The following is a 17,463-nucleotide window of genomic DNA, read 5'->3' as shown; positions in this document are numbered from 1 at the left end:
TTTTTGGGGCATGGGCGAGGAATGAAGGAGAGCAGGTGGACGATCAATACTGGATGCAACGGGCGCTGGCGCTGGCTCGACAGGCGGCAGATCAGGGAGAAGTGCCGGTAGGCGCTCTGGTGGTTCGCGATAGTCAATTGCTTGGGCAGGGGTATAACCAGCCAATTATCGCCAGCGATCCCAGCGCCCATGCGGAAATCGTTGCCATACGCAATGCCTCCCAGGCGGAGAATAATTATCGGCTGAGTGGCAGTACGCTCTATGTCACCCTGGAACCTTGCACCATGTGTTTTGGTGCTATGGTTCATGCCCGTATCGCCCGGCTTGTTTATGGCGCCAGTGAGCCGCGTGCAGGGGTATGTGAAAGCCAGCTACAGCTGCCGACGGTGGATTTTTACAATCATCGGGTGGAAGTGGAAGGAGGGGTGCTGGCAGAAGAAAGCGCAGCGTTGCTCAAACGTTTCTTTGCTGACCGTCGAAAGAAGTTTCGCTAACGGGTGGTCGGGTAAAGTAAGTAAGCCTTACGCGATACCTAGATCGTTCGGACAAAGTTTTACCGTTCACGTACTGCAGCTTGAAAAAAAAGGGCCGGTAAAAACCGGCCCTTTCTTCAGTCAGCGAGGCTCCTTACTGGAACTGCGCTTCTTTGGTGGTGGCTTTCAGGATGGTCTCTACGCGACGGTTTTCGGCGCGGCCTTCGCTGGTGCTGTTGTCAGAGATAGGCTTCTCTTCGCCGTAACCTACGGTGGTGATTCGATCCGCACTCACGTTGTAGTGATTAACAAGTACGGTCTTCACAGCATCTGCACGCTGCTGGGACAATTTCTTGTTGTAAGCGGCGGAACCGGTGCTGTCAGTGTGACCTTCCAGTACCAGGTTGGCAGACGGGTATTGACGCATGCCTTCGGCCAAGTTCTCCAGGGATGGGTAAGACGTCTGGCGAACTTCGGCTTTATCGTGGCCGAATTCAACGTACAGGGTCTCTTTTACGTCCTTGGCCAAGTACTTCTGGCAACCTTTATCGTCAACCAATGCACCGGCAGGAGTGTTCGGGCAGTCGTCCATGCTGTTGACGATGCTGTCATTATCATCGTCCAGCTCACAACCGGTGGCGTCAACTTGGGCTCCAGCCGGAGTGTTGGCACACTGATCGCGCTCGTCCGGCACACCGTCACCATCGCTATCGGTAACCACGTTTTGAATCGGAGCCGGTTCTTCTTCGCTGGAAGCGCCGATCAAGAAGTTAAGGCCAGCATAGATTTCTGCGTCCCAACGTTCAGTTCGGAAGCTGTAGTAAGGACGGGCGCCTACGTCCAGCATGAAGTTGGAGTGCAGCATGGTTTGAAAACCTGCCTCCACGGTACCGATGGTCTCCTTGAAATCGTTGGAGCTATCGCTGTTCGGCTCGGTGCGGAACTCACCGGCACCGAGACCCACATAGGGTTCGAATGCGGAGTTGCCGGCAAAGTGCTTACGCAGGCTACCATGAGCAATGTTGATATCTACGTTACCGAACATGTCGGTATTGGCGTTGTTACGCTCCCACCAACCCTGAATAGACCAGTCGCGGTTAAAACGGTAACCCATTTGGGCACCGGGAAGGGTCACTTCGTTATCGCTGGCTTTACTTTCAGTGTGGTCGCCCACGTCCAGCCAATTTTCACTGATGTGGCCGCCGAAGTAGAAATACTGTTCGGGGATCTCGTCAGCAATGACGGTGGTGGTCGCGGTGACCGATGCGCAAGCAATGCTCGCCGCTAAAAAGCGTTTAGCGTTCATAAGCTCCTTCCTTGTCTTATTCAGTAGGCAGATCAAACACGGTATCAGTGTTGGCTAGCCTGCCTCTTATGTAAATCCTCACACAGAGATTAATAAAAAAATTTACAAATATGGAATTTATTTGGTAGCAGAAAGTCTGTTTTTTGTAATTATGTAAGGGGAAAGAGTTAGGGTTATGTTTTTTGTTAAGATTTTAATATTGGTCTGACGAGCCAGCTGAAAGATCATTCCGCGTTGTCTTTGGATGAGAGAGGAGAAAATGCTTTTTCACGCCCTTCGTTGCGGTTTTGGTAGAGCGCATAATCTGCTTCGTTGAGTAACGAGTTAAGGTTGCGGCCGCTGTTCTCAGTGCTGGCCACTCCGATACGAGCGGAGACGGTAGCGGTTTCCTCTGGCTCTGTAGTGGTTCTTGAGCTAGAAAGCCTGAGATTGGCGGCCAAGGCTTTTAAGCCTTCCCCCATGCGGGCTGCATCATCGAAATGAGTGTGGGGAAGTACCAATAGAAACTGGGCGCCATCAAAACGCCCAAAAAGATCGCTTTCGCGGATTTTTTCCCGAATGCAGTCGGCAAATAAACGCAAGGCTTTTTCACCGGTATGGCGGCCGTAGCGGTCCAGCAGCTGAGTGAAGTCAGCAATTTCGATAAGCAAGATGGAAACGGTGTAGTTGTGCCTTTGGCTTAATGCCAGCTCCCGCTCGAGCGTACCGAGCAGGTGGGGGCGATTAAACAGGCCAGTAAGATGATCTTCCCGCGCCAGTTGTTGAAGTTGGTGATTGTACCGGTTCAGTGCAATCAGGCGGCAGCTGAACAGATAGAGTGGTGGGGCGACCAGTAATAAGGGCAGTAAGGTGGCAAGAACCAGTGGCGACAGCCAGTCCCGTTCTCCCACCAGCAAGATGCCAATACTGGTCAGCACTAGGGCCACGAGAACCGAGCTGAGCGTGATGACGATAGTGCCTTTCAGGGCGGAACGTCGGTCGCTACGAGAGACCAGTCTGGCGGACGTCGCTACCACATGAAAGAGCTTGGCCATGCTTGGTGATCCCAATAAACGTGCTAATTATTATGTTTGTCAGTATCTCGTTTGCTTGCATGCCGTGCAACCGTTGGCGGGGAAGATCATTGAAGCAGTAGATTTTCTTTTAGTGACCGTGAATAGGGGTCTTCACCAAACCAGATGCGCAAATAGTAACGGGCAAAGGTGTCATCGGTTTCTGTGGCCAAGGGAGTGTTGTTGAGCGCCAGTGTGAGGCCGTGGGCGGCATAGGTCAGTGTGTAGGCATCGCCGTCACTAATGTTCTGGTAATGGCTGTTGAACTGTGTGAATCGCACCTGATAGCGCTCGAAGTCAGCTTTGCTGAGATTTTTTTCCAGGAAGTTTAGCGCCGCCTTGGCCAAGGCATCACCGGGCACATCACGAAAGTAGCGGAAGGTGAGGCGCATTGGCGGGTTTTGCAGGTCAGTGGTCTGGCACTTGTGTCGCGACAGTGTGGCTTCGCCCACAGTAATGAAACGCAGGGCTTTAACATCGCTGCGGGTGCAAACCTGCCAGGGTTGGTCGTCATCTCCGTAGCCGGGCGCAGCGCACATTACAGTGGCCAATAACAGCGCCGCCCGGATCGCTAGTGTTTTCTTAACCATCGTGTCATCGGTCCTATCAGGGGTAAGTGTTGGTCAACGCCTTGGCTGCTGTCCCAGAAATCCTGCTGGAAAATGACTTTACCCTGGGCGTTAAAACGTAGCTGGCTGATACCGATGGTGCGGGACAAGCGCTCGCTGCCGAGTAGAGTGAAGCGCGCTTCCATGACCCAGCGTAGATAGATGTCGGTACCATCTTCCATGACCTTGTTGACGGTTAGAGACATGCTATTCAGGCCCTCTGCGGTGGCCTGTAAATGGGAGGCTAGAGCGTCACGGGTTGTCAGCGTCACAAGGGTGTCATTGAAATACACCGGATCGGCATAGATGGAGTCGATTTGCTCCGCAAGGGTGGCGGCATTCAGAGGGTTATAGAAGGTTATAAAACGATCGATCACCCCCGGGTCGGGTAGGTGTCCCGAGTCAGCGGACGCCAGCGCGTTCTGGTACTGATCGGTGTACCCATAGGGGCCTTTGGGAGCACTGCTGCAAGCGCTTAACAGCACAGCCAACAACAATAGCGGTAACGTCATTGATACATTCATGGTTCTACTCTCGACCCTGAATGGTGAATCGGTTGTGAAGCTGGTGGAGGAAAAACAGATGGGTCCCCCCGAAGTCCCTGACCATACACTTCACAGTGCTTTGACGACGCATGGCGCAAGCTCAAGCCATGAATCGTCATACTGTTGTGGTCATCATTAATTTTTTTGCGTTCCAGTTACTCTGGGTTGCGGCGGTGCTGGGTGGGTCACAGGGTGCGGTTGTGCCGGCATGGGGGGTGTTGGCGACGATGTTAGTGGCACAAATCGCGCTGACCCGCCAGTGGAAACAAGACATTTTTTTGATCACCGCCGGTGGCCTTATGTGCGCCTTGATGGAGCCGCTATGGTTATTGCCGGAGGCGTTACAGTATAAAAGCTGGCAACAGCACTGGTGGGCACCGCCTTGGGTGTGGGCTCTGTGGATGGGCTTTGCAGCGAGTTTTCGTTACAGCCTGAGCTGGTTGTGTGGCCGCCCGGTGTTTGCGGCCCTGTTCGGCGGTTTGGGTGGCGTGTTCTCCGTCATGATGGGCATTCGCCTTGGCGCTGCAACAGCGCCGCAAGGCTGGCTGTTGTTGGCGATTATTTACGGTATTAGCTGGGCGATAGCCGTGCCCTTACTGGCAAAGATTGCCTCAATGACAAAACGGGAAGATCAACATGCCTGATATCCATTATTGGTTACTGGTTGTCCTATTGATTATCGCCACGGTGCTATGGCTGCAGCAGCGTCAGACTCACAACGCTGGTTGGGTTGACGTGTTTTGGGCTTGGTCTGTGGGCTTGGTAGGGATGAGTTTTCTGGTCACTGGCAACGGTGCGGTAATGCCCCGTGTAACAGCGGGAGCGTTGTTGTTGCTGTGGTCATTGCGGCTGGGCAGCCATATCTTTCAACGGGTCAGGCAGGAGCCTTCGGAAGACGGCCGTTACGCTGCCATGCGAGAGGCACTGGGTAGCAAGGCGCAGCCTTTCTTTCTGTTTTTTTACTGGGGCCAGGCACTGCTTGCATGGGGCTTTGCGCTTACCTTTTGGGTGGTGGCCGAGCAGGATCAGTTCGCTATGCCTTTGGTGCTTGTGGGTGCGGCCATCGGGCTGCTGGCCATCGGCTGGGAAGCATTGGCAGACAAGCAATTAGCCGCGTTCAAGCAGCGCCCGGGCAGTAAAGGCAAAACCTGTCGTGAAGGGCTTTGGCGATACAGCCGCCACCCCAACTACTTCGGAGAGTGGTTGCACTGGATCAGTTACCCGGTGATTGCCATTGGTGCACCTTATGCCGGTTGGCTGTGGTTGCTGCCGTTGGCCATGTTCGTGTTCCTGTGGTTTGTCACGGGCATCCCTTATACCGAAAAGCAGGCACTCAAATCTCGCGGCGATGATTACCGTGACTATCAACGCACTACCAGTGCGTTCTTTCCCTGGAGACCGAAATCATGATGATTAAAATGGCTGAATCCGGGCTGTTGCCCGATGGGCTGGTGCGTTTTGGTATCCGCCGCTTGTTGGGACAACGGCTGGAGCAGGAAAAACAGCGCAGTAATCGTCAACATTTTGAAGAGGCCTTGCAACAGGGGCCGGTAGCGGTGGGCCAAGACGAGGCCAATGAACAGCATTATGAAGTGGACGCGCGCTTCTATGAGCAGGTGCTGGGGCCTTACCTCAAATATTCCAGCGGTTATTGGCCAAACCCATCGAGCACCCTGGAGGAGGCGGAGCGGGCCATGCTGTCGATGACCTGCGAGCGGGCCGAGCTGAAAGACGGGCAAGACGTGCTGGAAATGGGGTGCGGCTGGGGATCGCTGACGCTGTGGATGGCGAAGCAGTACCCTAATAGCCGTATCACAGCGATTTCAAATTCGTCATCCCAGCGGGCGTTTATTCTCGGCCGCGCCGCCGAGCAAGGATTGGGTAATGTGGATGTGATTACCGCCGATGCATCGCTCTATCAGCCTCAGCAACCCTACGACAGGGTGGTATCGGTGGAAATGTTCGAGCATATGCGAAACCATAAAACGCTGATGTCGCGTATCCACGCTTGGTTAAAGCCGGGGGGCAAATTGTTCATTCATGTGTTTTGTCATCGCGATCTGACTTATCTGTTTGAGACTGAGGGCAGCAAGGACTGGATGGCCAAATATTTTTTCACCGGTGGCATGATGCCTGCTTATGATTGGTTGCCGCATTGTGCAGGCGACCTTCATGAGGAGCAGCGTTGGGCGGTAAACGGGACCCACTATGCCCGCACACTGGAGGCTTGGCTGGTACTGGCGGATGAAAAACAGACGCCGTTGACCACGCTGTTGAATGAAATTTATGGCCAAGGCCAGGGAAAGATCTGGTTGCAGCGTTGGCGGATGTTTTTCATGGCGTGTGCCGAGCTGTTTAACTATGGTGGAGGAAAAGAGTGGTTTGTTGCCCACTACCGTTTCACCAAAGCCGCAGCCAGTTGAACCAGGCTGTTCAGGGTTGTTTCCGGTTGCCACGGCACCGGGATTCTATAATGAGTGAGGCATGAAAAAAACCGGCGTCCAGCATCGTATTACCCGTGTTTATCTGATTCAGCTATTGCTAATCAGCTTGGCTACCGTACTGGGGGTGTGGGCGACTGCAAATATCATTGAGCATGTGCTGGTCAAGCAGGCGCTGATCAAGGAAGCCGATCATTATTGGTCTTTACTGGAGACAAACCCGACCCAACCACGCCCCAATACCCGCCACCTGCTCGGCCTGCTTAGCAGTGACGCCGTGCAGGATGGTGTGCCTGAGGTGCTGGCGGAGCTACCGGACGGTTATCAACGGGTGAATTTGGCTGGCGAGCGCCCTATCGTCTATATCGAGCACCGGAATGACGCTCGGCTGTACCTGATTTTTGATGAAAAGCGGGTGTCGGTGCTGGCGTTCATGTTTGGTATCTTGCCGCTCACCGGCGTGCTGTTGGTGATTTACATCACCTCGTTTCTGGGCTGGAGAAAATCCCGCGCTTTACTTTCGCCATTAGTGCAGCTTTCCGATGCCTTACGTCAGACACCGGTGAACGACCCCAGTGTTGCGCGACCGAATCTGAGTGAAATAGCCGCGGACTCAGGTAGTGAAGTGGCGGTGCTGGTGGCTGCGCTGGATGGTTATGCCGAGCGGCTGGTGTCGTTTGTGGAGCGCGAGCGTCAGTTTACCCGCGATGCCAGCCATGAGTTGCGCACGCCGCTGGCCGTGTTCCGTGCCAACTTGGAATTGCTGGTGAGCCAAGTGGGTGACCGGCCATTGATACGGCGCATGGACGACACCGTGGACGACATGGAGGCGACCCTGGAAACGCTACTGATGCTGGCCCGTACCGAGCAGCAAAGCCAACAGAGCGAAGACGTGATCGTTAATGATTTGTCGGTGAATCTGATTGAGCGCCTCAACCCATTGGCAGAGCGTAAGCAAATTCGCTTGCAGGTCAGGCAAACCGCGTTACTCAGTGTAAATTGCCCTGAGGCTGCGCTAACCATCGTTCTGACTAACCTGGTGCGCAACGCGATTAACTACAGTGGCTCTGGCGATGTCACCATTGTGGTGATGGAGCGGGCGGTGCAAGTGGTGGACTACGGGGCGGGTATGGACGCCGATGAGCTGGCCAGAGTCATGCAACCCTTTGAACGCGGTGGCAGCGTGGAAGGGGGGCACGGGCTTGGGTTGGCCATTGTTCAGCGTTTGTGCGAACGCTATGACTGGGAGCTGATGGTGTCCAGTGAGCCGGGCAAGGGTACTGAGGTTAGGGTCCAGTTTTAATCCACGTCCTCTTGGAGCAGAACAGACGCTATATTGCGGTTTCCGGGCAGGGTGACAACGTTTGCCTTTCAATCCGTACCAGTAATTGTTTGGCATTGAGTGCGTCGCGAATACGGTGGATGACTTTCTCAGCCTTGCTTGCATCGGTGTCAGCAAGAAGTACCCGGAAATGATTATTGCCAAGATGAGCAACACTGTCCTGTTCGCGCAGCAATGCGGCCAAGGAGTCGGCGATCATCAGGCTGTCGCTATTGTCGGGCGCCTGCAAATAAAGCACTGACGATTCCACACCGAAATCCCGACAGTGTTGCTGCTCTTGGGCTTGAATGTCTTTCCAGCCTTGTTGACCAGGCAGGCCGGTTTCTTCACAGCGGTCCGGGTGTTCAACAAAAATGCTAACGCGCTGTTGCTGAGCGTCTCGCAGGGCGTTGGCCAGCAGGAAACTGATGAGTCGGGCTTCATGCTGTAGCGCTGGCAAGGCTCGCTCCAAGGCCGGATTCTGCGGCTCGGGATCAAGAGCGCAAAGGGTACCGAAAAGTTGGTTGTCCCGGTCCATTAGGGGCAGACAGATAAAAGCCCCTATGGTCAGGTCGGCGTTAATCGGTGCCAGGCGATAGCAAGGATGCAGCTGTGCGTTGGTGGCAATGCAGGATGCCCCCGGTTCCGTCATCCGTGCACAATCGCTTTTTTCCCATTGCAGAGGCTTGCCTTGGGTTAAGCCGTAATAATCATCCCTGGCTCGCAGTACCGTTAGTTCTTCGTTACGGAGACGAGTAATTATCCACGAGGCCATGCCAAACCGTTTTTGCAGTTCGGCAAGATGAGCATCCAGTAATTCTTGGCAGGAAGAGTAACTGGATAATGGTGTATCGGTGTTGTCGATGGGCATAATGAGCAAAATCGCTTTTTGCCCATTCTCAGCCCCTAACCCATCAAAGTGCAAGTGCCCTTAGGTCACGGTGCGATTTCGGTCATTTCCTGGATGGTGAAACCCACGCCGGGCAACGTATTGAGCAGGGCGACGGCAAAAGGCTTGTCCACGGCTTTGCGCAAGTTGTAAAGGTGGCTACGCAGAGCATCGGAATCCGGCACCAGATCGCCCCATAGTTCATGCTCCAGCTGTTCACGGCTAACCACTTTGGGCGATTCACGCATGAGAATACGCAGAATACGAAAAGCGGTGGGGGAGAGCTTCAGTAACCGCCCATCGCGACGCACTTCTTGGCGGGCCGGGTCCAGTTCCAAGTCGGCAATCTGCAGGGTGTTGGCTGTGACTTCCTTACGCTGGCGACGCACCAGTGCAGAAACTCGGGCTACCAGTTCCGGCATGGCAAAAGGTTTTACAATGTAGTCGTCACCACCTCGATTAAAACCTTCCAATTTGTCTTCGAGCTGATCCCGGGCGGTCATGAAAATTACTGGAAGATCCAACGCCAGCTCCTTGCGCAGATACTGGCAGAAGCTGTAGCCGTCTTCACCGGGAAGCATTACATCCAGAAGCATCAGGTCGTAGTGGTGCTCCTGAACCAGCTCCCGGGCCAGGCGAGTGTTGCCAGCGTAGTCCACACTGGCGCCTTCCTGCTCCAGGTATTCCAGTACGGTTTGGGCCAGTTGGCGATGATCTTCTACCAGTAGAATGGACAGATTATTCACAGGACTCTCCTTGTGTGTCTGTGAGTATCCTCACGGCTACAGCGTCAAGGTTCCGTCAATTGTCTTCACGCGTACCAATCACGTCACTTTCAGCGGTTTTTTTCCTTGGCGCAATCCACAAACGATCAACGGCTGAACATGTGACGCATTATGGGCATGTTAGTCATTCAATCCGCCGGCGCGGGCGAAGCGCTGGCGATAATGACTGGGGGACAGGCCGGTATGTCGTTTGAATAGACGCGAAAAACTGCTCACATCCTGATAACCCACCTGTTCGGCCAGTTTGGCCAGATTATTGGTGCCTCGTTCCAACATTTTTCGGGCGGCTTCGATGCGGACTCTTTGCAAGTATTGCAGAGGTGGCTCGCCCAGCGTGGTGGTGAATCGACGCTGCAATTGACGCGGACTCAGGTGCACACGTTCTGCCAGTTGTCCGAGGCTAGTGTTTTCCTTGAAGTGTTCGTGAATCCAGCTCTGAATGGCTTGCACCTGATTATCCTGATGGTAGGTGTGGGCAGGCAGCCCGGCGTAAATACTTTGCAAATCGTTACGCACGTCGATGACAAACGCCCGGGCCAATTCCCGCGCCAGATCAGCGCCACAGAAACGCTCCACCAACAGAACGGTCAGGTCACGCCAGGCGGTGCCGCCGCCGGCGCAAAAGATATTGCCGTCACGGGTAAGCAGTTCCCTTTCCGTCAGGTTAACCTGCGGATAGCGGTGGCGAAATTCTTGGCTAAAGCCCCAGTGAGTGGTGGCGATTTTGTCATCCAGCAACCCGGCTTCTGCCAACAGGAAGGCGCCGGTGCAGTTACTGGCTAGGTCGGCGCCGCCCTGATGCAGAGAGCATAACCAAGGCAGCACGTCCTGTTCTTCTTCCAGCACGGTTTCGATTTTGCCACCGATGGTGGGAATCACCACCAGATCCGCCTGAACCATCTGTTCCAGGGAACAATCTGCCGCTATGCGGATGCCGTTGGTACAACGCACCGGGCTGCCCCCGCGGGACACCACCTGCACCTTGAATTGCTGGTTCAAGGGTTGGCCATGGATCCGATTCCACGTCACCCCGGTCAGATTTAGCAAGTCCACCACCCCGGTGAGGGCGGAAGCAAAAACCCCATCAAAAGCCAATACTGCCACCGAAAACATTTGTCGGTTTCCACCATGATTTAGTCATATGCGACAATGCCAGAGAGGGCATAACGATGGCAAGCTGTCCCCCAAAATAACCGGAGCGCTATTGTGAGTGATGTCATTCTTGACCGCCGTGATTTGAGCTTTCAGCTTTTTGAGGTGCAGGACACCGATAGCCTGTTTGCCCACCCGCGCTTTGAGGATCACAGCCGTGAGACCATCGAAGAGGCACTGGATACTGCTGAGAAACTGGCGGGGAAAAATTCGCAAACCACAACGCTCAGTCTGATAAAGAGGAGCCGGCCTTTGTTAATGGCAAAGTGGTGATGCGCCCTGAGGTGAAAGAAGCGTTTGATGCTTATGTCCGCGCCGGTTTTCTTTCATCGCGAGCCAGTTATGAAGAGGGCGGTATGCAGCTGCCTGAAATTGCCGCCGCGGCTTGTAAAGGCATGTTCACGTGCGTGAATCCCAGTTCTACCGGTTATGTCTTCCTGACGGCGGCAGCAGCCAATGTGATTCGCAACTTTGGCAATGACATGCTAAAAGCCCGCTTCCTAGAACCGATGATGGTGGGCCGTTTCACCGGCACCATGGCGCTGACGGAGCCCCATGCTGGTTCTTCTCTCACTGATATACGCACCCGTGCGGTTCCACAGGATAACGGCAGTTATCGGATCAAGGGCAGCAAGATTTTTATTTCTGGTGGCGAGAATGAGCTGGCGGATAATATTGTCCACTTGGTGTTGGCGAAAATTCCCGGTGGCCCGGACGGCGTTAAAGGTATTTCCCTGTTTGTGGTGCCGAAATATCGACTTGATAATAACGGCCACCCGGACGTCCGCAATGATGTGATTTTGGCGGGTCTGATCCACAAGTTGGGTTACCGTGGCACCACGAGCACGGCCTTGAGCTTCGGCGACGCTGATGATTGCCATGGTTATTTGGTGGGTGAAGCCCATCAAGGCCTGCGTTATATGTTCCAGATGATGAATGAAGCGCGGCTCGGTGTCGGGTTCGGCGCTGGTTTGCTTGGTTATCGTGGTTATCTGTTTGCGCTGGATTATGCCCGTGACCGGCGACAGGGCCGCCACCCTGACGACGCCGATTTTTCCAAGCCGCAGGTGCTGCTCATTGAGCATGCCGATGTGAAGCGGCTGCTGCTCACCCAGAAAGCCTATGCAGAAGCCGCCATTGCAATGAGCTTGTATGGCTACCGCCTGGTTGACGATATTGAAACCGGGAACGAGACGACGTCAAAAGAGGCTGAGCTGCTCCTTGATCTGCTGACCCCGGTTTTGAAAACTTGGCCTTCTGAGTTTGGTGTAAGAGCCAATGACATGACCATTCAGGTTTTTGGTGGTGCGGGTTACACCCGTGAGTATCCGGTGGAGCAAGTGTGGCGTGATAATCGCCTTAACCCGATCCACGAAGGCACCATTGGCGTGCAGGGGCTAGATTTGTTGGGCCGCAAAGTGTGGGTAAACAATGGCAAAGGCCTGTTGCTGCTGGCCAGCCGTATCATGGCCGATGTGCTGGCCACCGCTAATGAGAACTGTAAGCCCATGGCAGGTGCGTTGCAGGCCATGCTCCCCTTGATTGAAAAAGCGACGCAGGCGGTGGGCAACCAAATTGCCAGTGCAGGCCCTCGTATTGCCTTGTCCAATGCTAACGCTTACCTGCAGTTGCTGGGGCAGGTGGTGGCAGCATGGATGTGGCTGCGACAGGCCAATGCGGCAGCCTTGTTAACGAATCCTGAGGATGCAGCCTTTGCCAAAGGGAAACTGCAGGCTGCCCGTTACTTCTTCCGCTGGGAATTACCGCGGGTAGAGTGGGATGCACAACAGTTGATTAGTGGCGACGGTACTATTGCAGAAATGGAACCCGGCTGGTTCTGAATATGCCTTCATCATGACCTTCACGAGCTCACTGATTCAATAGGGTGTGCGCTATCGTCATCGGGCTCTACTAGAAAGCATGCGGCTTGGAGTGTCGAATTGCATGGGTATCATAGAGGCTGGCCTGACCGCTGAAAGGCCCCCAACGAGCGGATTGGAGAATGTGAAAGGTGAGCGTGCTGTCCGGCGGCGATTTAGACATTGGAGACCACAGGCGCAAGCTGCTAGCTAGATAGCGCTGACTTTTTTCCCAAGAGCAAAGTCGTTTTCCCGGAAATATGCTTTAAACCAAAGAAGCCCCGCGTTTGCGGGGCTTCTTATGTTTGGCGGTGAGGGAGGGACTTTCCATTTTCAGGGGTTAAGTCTTTGTTTTTCTTTATTTTCAATAGCTTAAAATTAGTTTTGCTACAAAGATTTGCTACAAAATGAGTCTCTCCACTGCTACAATCGTGGTGAATATGGCTAATAATTGAGCAGTCATGGCAAGCGATAATTTAATCCTACGGGGTGGTAGCTGGTATGTCCGCCTTTCCGTCCCTGCTGACGTTCGCCCGGTGTTAAACCGGAGGGAATACACCGCAAGCCTCAAGACTGGATCGAAGCAAGAAGCGCAGCGGCTGAAATTGCCGTTTTTAAGCGCATGGCGGGACGCAATAGCTGAGGCAAGGGGTTTGGCTCCTAACTTGAGAGAAAAGCAGCGAGAGGGGGCATATTTGGCCTCTCAGGCTATTGAGACGTACTTAAATGAATCTGTCCGGCTCTCTGCACTCGGAAAGACAAAAGAAGCGAATGAGGCAAGTTTTGAGTTGGTTAAGGAGCTGGATTCATTCGGGCTGGACTATGAAGCTGTATTGTCGCTGGTGCAGAAATACCAAGGCGGTGATATTGCTGATTGGGTAGGTTTTCAGAAAGAGCTAACAGAGCTACTGCAAGGGCAGGTGGTGACAGCCATCAACCCTGTGAATCAACAGGAAGTCACCCAGATACTGAAAGACCCAAGCCATTACCGTTCTAAGTCTCCAATCACGATTACCCGATTAGGTGCTTTTGAAGAGTACCAACGTAAACGGGGCGTAGTAGCTAAAACCGTAGATACGCAGTTAAGTAGGCTCAAAAAACTCAAGGCATGGCTCGAAGAAAACCAAAGGGATCTGGGGCATGAGAGTCTTGAGGCGTATCTTGAAACATTGGATTGCGCTAACAAGACCAAGAAACAGCATCTTTTCGCTGGTAACAGCTTTTGGAAATGGGCGATTAAGAAAGACAAGACGTTCAAGCAACAGCATCAGGAGCAAGCTAACCCGTTCGAGAATCACGACTTTGAAGAAGTTAGGGGCGTTCGTAAGAAAGAGCGAAAGGCGTTTACGGTTGCTGATATTCAGAAGCTTCACCAGTCTGCCCAAGCCTTGCCGCGCCGCCAGGCGCTGGCGGATCTGATAATGCTTGGGGCTTACACCGGAGCAAGGATCGAGGAGCTTTGCCAGTTGAAAACTGGCGATATTGTGACTGAGGATGGGGTTCAGTGTTTATTCATTAGAGACGGAAAAACTCGCAATGCTGAGAGAATTGTCCCTGTCCACAAGTCTTTAAAGCCTTTGGTTAAGCGTCTGACGAAAGACACTGAGGGAGAGTTTTTTCTTCCGGCCTCTGGAAAAAACAAATACGGTAAGCGATCTGATTCGCTTAGCAAACAATTCGGCAGACTGAAAAAATCTTTGGGATATGGGGAAGAACACGTTTTTCACAGTTTGCGGAAATCTTTCATCACCTTCCTGCAAAACAACGATATCCCCGGCTTAACGATTGCTTCAATCGTTGGACATGAGACAGGGACGATTACCTTTGACGTTTACAGTGCAGGGCCAAACGCCAAGCAAAAACTCAAAGCAATATCGACCCTGAAAATATTTTGATTCACTACTAAAGCACTGCTTTCACTGCCTACATTTTATACTAAAGCAGAGAGTTAGGAGAGATTTGCAAGCAGTAGTAATTAGTCCACAAGTGGATAATTATGCTTGCTGTCTCGCTTTGCTTGACATTGTTTATAAGCACAAAATCAAAGTCCACTGCTTTAATAGATTTTGATTTTTCTTTTCTGGGGATTCCAGAAGGGGCGGAGCCTCTTTGGCTCACTGCATAACTTGTTATGCTTTAGTGAGTTAAATCTGGCTCTTGCGATCCAGTGAAAAAATGATAATTTTATTATCATAATGAAATGGAGAAGCATGAGTCAGGATAAAAAGAACTTCGTCGCAGTAAGAACACAATACTACAAGCGAAATGCAGCACAGAAAGTGCTGGCACACGGCTACAGAAAGCACAGCAACTCACCCAACGTCTACGAGAAAGACACTCGCCATAACTTTGGAATGCGCTACAAGTCGCTAGACGACTGTATGGCGCAATACAAAGCCACTTCTGGCAGAAAACCACAGGATAAGATGAACGTTCTGTTTGAGCACGTTGTCGTATTCTCAGAAGGTCAATTCAAAGAGAGAAAACCCAACAAGAAAGAGTTTGACGAATGTATGCAGCGCTATATTAAAGCGATACATGCAGCGTTCGGCTTCCAGCCTATGGGATATGAACTTCACTTAGACGAAGGGCATACAGACGAAAAAACGGGCGAATTCAAGCGAAACATCCACGCTCATGTGTACTTCTTTAACTATGACTTTAAGAAGAAAAAAGCGCCACTCCGTGACCTGATGAAGAAAGGCAAAGACGAAAACGGCAAGACTCTACCTCTCAACCATAACTTTGTGAAAATGCAGGATATGGCTGCAATGGCGTTTAAGCCATTAGGGTTCCGCCGTGGAATATCAAAAGGGGAGAGAAACAGAAAGCACTTAGATAAAGGCACGTATGTTGTTAGCAAGAAATTAAGCGAAATAATCAACAGATACGACAAAGTAAGGAGACTGGTTCACAATCTCGATAAAGATATAACAGCAAAGAAACTCAAGCTGAAAGAGCAAGAAGAACGATTGACTGAATATCAAGAGTTAGAAGAATTACACAACACAAAGATCCAGCCAATGTTGTTGGCTTTTGAAAATCTGGAAGATGCATTCAAAGCCGGGCAAGACTATGAAGAACAGCTTAACAGGTTTAATAAACTACAGTCAGAGATCACAGAGAAAGATCTCAAAAAAGCTGGGCGGAAAATAAAGAAAATATAATATTTCTAAAATTTGACTTTTTCTTTTTTTATGAAAAGATTTAATTAGGAAACCTAAAAAACCGGTTTTTTAGGGAAAAATAAAAAGGAGAATTAAATGGAAATAAAAAAATTCAACGACTTAATTAAAAAGGACGGAAGCATAAAAAACAGATTTACCGAACTTGAAAAAATCAGAAAAAGAACATGTCCATTAGATGATAATGAAGAACTTTACAATCGCTCGAAGGGCGGACATGTTTCTTCATTCATAAAAAAAATCAGAAGAGATTGCGCAATAATTATTTTGTATGATTTGAAAGAAAACAATCCAGAATATTTTGAAAATTTCACAGCATTGGCGTATGAGCTATTCTGCAAAAAGCTTTTGGGCTTTTCTGTTGCTAAAAAAGACATTCTAAATTTTGTTAATAAAGACAAAAAACCTTTAACTCAAAACAAAAAAAATATTTATGAGTTCGTCCATCGCTTCCATGAAGAACATTTCAAGAAATGCAATTATAAAGGCGAGCTTCGCAGATTTATCTTTCTAAAATCGAGAAGAAGGGCTAAAAAACCGGTTTTTTAGCTAACAAATGGGGTGCATGAAAATTTGAACAATGATCACTTATTAAAGCAGAGGGAAAATCACTAAAGCACTAGAAGGTGCTTTTTTTATTTCATTGCCAGAGTAACGCCGATAACTAACAATTGAAAAACCGGTTTTTTAGCGAATAAAAGTTAGGCCGAAGAATTCAAACAATAATCATTTATCACAGAAAAAGATCTCAAAAAAGTCGGAAGAAAAACAAAAAAAGTCTAATCATTACTAAAACACTGCATAAGAGACTTTTCCCAATGACCACTAAAGAAAATCAAAAAACATACTGTGCGGGCAGTATGTAAATGTGGTAAACCACTAATTTTCAGGGTGAATATCACTTCGCTCTATTCAATGTGGTAAAAAATGTGGCAAGCAACAATTGATAGTAAAGAAAAAATAATTTGACAAAATAAAAAAATATGAAAACATTTTTTGTAGGAATAAAAAAGAGCCGCTTACTTGCGACTCTTTGTATGGTGGAAATGGTCTGTGGCAGGACTGGCACCATACAAAAAAGACTATCATTCATTTTTTGTATTTCAAGTCCTGCCAAAACAAAACCTACTAAAAAATAATTTTTCGCCATTTTTCCTATGCCCCAAAAAAACGGTTTGGGCATCCGAAAAATGGATAATGATAGAGGAAATATATAATAAGTTACCCGCTAAACCATATTGTACTGATAACTTTGAGTTCGGAATAAATATTCGAAGCAAGGAAATTGCTTCTAAAGCGAAACACATTCAATTAAACGGCCCGACACACAAGAACTTTCTTGTCTTTGATGTAGACAGGAGTAGTGCAGCAATGGACTGGTATGACCTGCGCGTTCCTACTCCGAATCTTGCGATCCAGAACCCAGCTAATGGTCATGCTCATTTGGTCTATGGTTTATCAGTCTCAATACGAACAGCAACCAACGCAAAGATAAAGCCTCTGAGATATGCAGCAGCCATTGAAAGTGCCTTATGTGCCGCTTTGGATGCAGATAGAGGATACTGTGGATTGATAGCCAAAAACCCGTTAAACAACTTCTGGAGAGTTAAAGAGTGGAGCAGCTCTTTTTACTGTCTTGACGAATTAGCAGACAGTCTTGACCTGTCTCAGCAGGCAAAGAATGACAATGACTATGGGATAGGAAGAAATTGCAGTCTATTGGGTTCTACCCCGTTTCCACGGACGGTTTTAAAAAGGCGGTAAACTTGCGATCTTGAGCTGCAACCTTGCGCCGCCTTCTTGGGTTGTGGAACCGCTCGATATAATTAAATACGTCAGCCCTTGCC

18 protein-coding genes and 1 pseudogene are annotated in these 17,463 nt (G+C 50.6%); 11 read left to right on the top strand and 8 right to left on the bottom strand.

The genetic code is table 11. The features are described 5' to 3' along the window. Window positions 1–35 precede the first annotated feature (35 nt). Window positions 36–494 (top strand): tRNA adenosine(34) deaminase TadA, encoded by a 459-nt coding sequence (gene tadA, locus ABNH10_RS06990; protein WP_349385253.1) that lies wholly within the window; start codon window positions 36–38, stop codon window positions 492–494. Window positions 495–627: 133 nt separating this feature from the next. Here the strand turns inward: tadA and ABNH10_RS06985 are convergent, their stop codons facing one another. From ABNH10_RS06985 to ABNH10_RS06970, 4 genes are all read right to left on the bottom strand, one after another. Continuing rightward, window positions 628–1,779: an OmpA family protein gene (locus ABNH10_RS06985; RefSeq protein ID WP_349385252.1), complete on the bottom strand. Its 1,152-nt coding sequence runs from the start codon at window positions 1,777–1,779 to the stop codon at window positions 628–630. 224 nt (window positions 1,780–2,003) lie between these two features. After that, window positions 2,004–2,813 (bottom strand): GGDEF domain-containing protein, encoded by an 810-nt coding sequence (locus ABNH10_RS06980; RefSeq protein WP_349385251.1) that lies wholly within the window; start codon window positions 2,811–2,813, stop codon window positions 2,004–2,006. An 86-nt stretch (window positions 2,814–2,899) separates the two neighbouring features. Next, window positions 2,900–3,421, bottom strand: coding sequence for a chalcone isomerase family protein (locus ABNH10_RS06975; protein WP_349385250.1), 522 nt, complete (start codon window positions 3,419–3,421; stop codon window positions 2,900–2,902). Then, window positions 3,403–3,963 (bottom strand): nuclear transport factor 2 family protein, encoded by a 561-nt coding sequence (locus ABNH10_RS06970; protein ID WP_349385249.1) that lies wholly within the window; start codon window positions 3,961–3,963, stop codon window positions 3,403–3,405. The genes ABNH10_RS06975 and ABNH10_RS06970 overlap by 19 nt, the downstream gene beginning before the upstream one ends. A gap of 110 nt (window positions 3,964–4,073) precedes the next feature. On the opposite strand from ABNH10_RS06970, the gene ABNH10_RS06965 reads away from it, so the two are divergent. The 4 genes from ABNH10_RS06965 to ABNH10_RS06950 all read left to right on the top strand — a co-directional run bounded on the left by ABNH10_RS06965 (window position 4,074) and on the right by ABNH10_RS06950 (window position 7,728). After that, complete coding sequence (locus tag ABNH10_RS06965) at window positions 4,074–4,628, top strand: DUF2878 domain-containing protein (protein ID WP_349385248.1); 555 nt, start codon at window positions 4,074–4,076, stop codon at window positions 4,626–4,628. Further along, complete coding sequence (locus ABNH10_RS06960) at window positions 4,621–5,394, top strand: DUF1295 domain-containing protein (RefSeq protein ID WP_349385247.1); 774 nt, start codon at window positions 4,621–4,623, stop codon at window positions 5,392–5,394. Before ABNH10_RS06965 ends, ABNH10_RS06960 begins: the two co-directional genes overlap by 8 nt. Further along, complete coding sequence (locus ABNH10_RS06955) at window positions 5,391–6,407, top strand: SAM-dependent methyltransferase (RefSeq protein ID WP_349385246.1); 1,017 nt, start codon at window positions 5,391–5,393, stop codon at window positions 6,405–6,407. Before ABNH10_RS06960 ends, ABNH10_RS06955 begins: the two co-directional genes overlap by 4 nt. Window positions 6,408–6,468: 61 nt before the next feature. Next, window positions 6,469–7,728, top strand: coding sequence for a sensor histidine kinase (locus tag ABNH10_RS06950; protein WP_349385245.1), 1,260 nt, complete (start codon window positions 6,469–6,471; stop codon window positions 7,726–7,728). A gap of 28 nt (window positions 7,729–7,756) precedes the next feature. Here the strand turns inward: ABNH10_RS06950 and ABNH10_RS06945 are convergent, their stop codons facing one another. From ABNH10_RS06945 to ABNH10_RS06935, 3 genes are all read right to left on the bottom strand, one after another. Then, window positions 7,757–8,617: a GAF domain-containing protein gene (locus ABNH10_RS06945; protein ID WP_349385244.1), complete on the bottom strand. Its 861-nt coding sequence runs from the start codon at window positions 8,615–8,617 to the stop codon at window positions 7,757–7,759. A 65-nt stretch (window positions 8,618–8,682) separates the two neighbouring features. Further along, window positions 8,683–9,381 (bottom strand): response regulator transcription factor, encoded by a 699-nt coding sequence (locus ABNH10_RS06940; protein WP_349385243.1) that lies wholly within the window; start codon window positions 9,379–9,381, stop codon window positions 8,683–8,685. A gap of 159 nt (window positions 9,382–9,540) precedes the next feature. Then, window positions 9,541–10,533 carry a GlxA family transcriptional regulator gene (locus ABNH10_RS06935; RefSeq protein ID WP_349385242.1) on the bottom strand — a complete coding sequence of 331 codons (993 nt, stop codon included), beginning with the start codon at window positions 10,531–10,533 and terminating at the stop codon, window positions 9,541–9,543. A 93-nt stretch (window positions 10,534–10,626) separates the two neighbouring features. Between ABNH10_RS06935 and ABNH10_RS06930 the strand changes: the two genes are divergently transcribed. The 6 genes from ABNH10_RS06930 to ABNH10_RS06905 all read left to right on the top strand — a co-directional run bounded on the left by ABNH10_RS06930 (window position 10,627) and on the right by ABNH10_RS06905 (window position 17,380). Continuing rightward, window positions 10,627–10,845: an acyl-CoA dehydrogenase N-terminal domain-containing protein gene (locus ABNH10_RS06930; RefSeq protein ID WP_349385241.1), complete on the top strand. Its 219-nt coding sequence runs from the start codon at window positions 10,627–10,629 to the stop codon at window positions 10,843–10,845. After that, the gene (locus ABNH10_RS06925) at window positions 10,845–12,413 is read left to right on the top strand and encodes an acyl-CoA dehydrogenase family protein (protein ID WP_349385271.1); all 1,569 of its coding nucleotides are present in this window, start codon (window positions 10,845–10,847) and stop codon (window positions 12,411–12,413) included. The genes ABNH10_RS06930 and ABNH10_RS06925 overlap by 1 nt, the downstream gene beginning before the upstream one ends. Window positions 12,414–12,892: 479 nt before the next feature. Then, window positions 12,893–14,326, top strand: a complete 1,434-nt coding sequence (locus ABNH10_RS06920) for a tyrosine-type recombinase/integrase (RefSeq protein ID WP_349385240.1) — start codon at window positions 12,893–12,895, stop codon at window positions 14,324–14,326. A 315-nt stretch (window positions 14,327–14,641) separates the two neighbouring features. After that, window positions 14,642–15,598: a hypothetical protein gene (locus ABNH10_RS06915; protein WP_349385239.1), complete on the top strand. Its 957-nt coding sequence runs from the start codon at window positions 14,642–14,644 to the stop codon at window positions 15,596–15,598. A 96-nt stretch (window positions 15,599–15,694) separates the two neighbouring features. Beyond that, window positions 15,695–16,165 (top strand): hypothetical protein, encoded by a 471-nt coding sequence (locus tag ABNH10_RS06910; RefSeq protein ID WP_349385238.1) that lies wholly within the window; start codon window positions 15,695–15,697, stop codon window positions 16,163–16,165. Between the two features lie 504 nt (window positions 16,166–16,669). Further along, on the top strand, window positions 16,670–17,380 hold the full coding sequence (locus ABNH10_RS06905; protein WP_349385237.1) for a replication initiation protein: 711 nt from the start codon (window positions 16,670–16,672) through the stop codon (window positions 17,378–17,380). On the opposite strand, the pseudogene ABNH10_RS06900 reads toward ABNH10_RS06905, so the two are convergent. Next, window positions 17,343–17,463 (bottom strand): annotated as a pseudogene (locus ABNH10_RS06900) (IS3 family transposase); the annotation flags it as partial. The gene ABNH10_RS06905 and the pseudogene ABNH10_RS06900 overlap by 38 nt on opposite strands.

It is taken from the genome of Alcanivorax sp. (assembly GCF_040119285.1).
GTDB lineage: Bacteria > Pseudomonadota > Gammaproteobacteria > Pseudomonadales > Alcanivoracaceae > Alcanivorax.
This window is presented reverse-complemented; position numbering and strand designations above follow the sequence as displayed.

Coding starts and splice junctions, on each gene's coding strand:
- ABNH10_RS06985 (WP_349385252.1), bottom strand. CDS start 1,779: ATGAACGCTAAACGCTTTTTAGCGGCGAGCATTGCTTGCGCATCGGTC.
- ABNH10_RS06915 (WP_349385239.1), top strand. CDS start 14,642: ATGAGTCAGGATAAAAAGAACTTCGTCGCAGTAAGAACACAATACTAC.
- ABNH10_RS06935 (WP_349385242.1), bottom strand. CDS start 10,533: ATGTTTTCGGTGGCAGTATTGGCTTTTGATGGGGTTTTTGCTTCCGCC.
- ABNH10_RS06920 (WP_349385240.1), top strand. CDS start 12,893: ATGGCAAGCGATAATTTAATCCTACGGGGTGGTAGCTGGTATGTCCGC.
- ABNH10_RS06960 (WP_349385247.1), top strand. CDS start 4,621: ATGCCTGATATCCATTATTGGTTACTGGTTGTCCTATTGATTATCGCC.
- ABNH10_RS06970 (WP_349385249.1), bottom strand. CDS start 3,963: ATGAATGTATCAATGACGTTACCGCTATTGTTGTTGGCTGTGCTGTTA.
- ABNH10_RS06955 (WP_349385246.1), top strand. CDS start 5,391: ATGATGATTAAAATGGCTGAATCCGGGCTGTTGCCCGATGGGCTGGTG.
- ABNH10_RS06975 (WP_349385250.1), bottom strand. CDS start 3,421: ATGGTTAAGAAAACACTAGCGATCCGGGCGGCGCTGTTATTGGCCACT.
- ABNH10_RS06965 (WP_349385248.1), top strand. CDS start 4,074: ATGGCGCAAGCTCAAGCCATGAATCGTCATACTGTTGTGGTCATCATT.
- ABNH10_RS06910 (WP_349385238.1), top strand. CDS start 15,695: ATGGAAATAAAAAAATTCAACGACTTAATTAAAAAGGACGGAAGCATA.
- ABNH10_RS06950 (WP_349385245.1), top strand. CDS start 6,469: ATGAAAAAAACCGGCGTCCAGCATCGTATTACCCGTGTTTATCTGATT.
- ABNH10_RS06980 (WP_349385251.1), bottom strand. CDS start 2,813: ATGGCCAAGCTCTTTCATGTGGTAGCGACGTCCGCCAGACTGGTCTCT.
- ABNH10_RS06945 (WP_349385244.1), bottom strand. CDS start 8,617: ATGCCCATCGACAACACCGATACACCATTATCCAGTTACTCTTCCTGC.
- ABNH10_RS06925 (WP_349385271.1), top strand. CDS start 10,845: ATGCGCCCTGAGGTGAAAGAAGCGTTTGATGCTTATGTCCGCGCCGGT.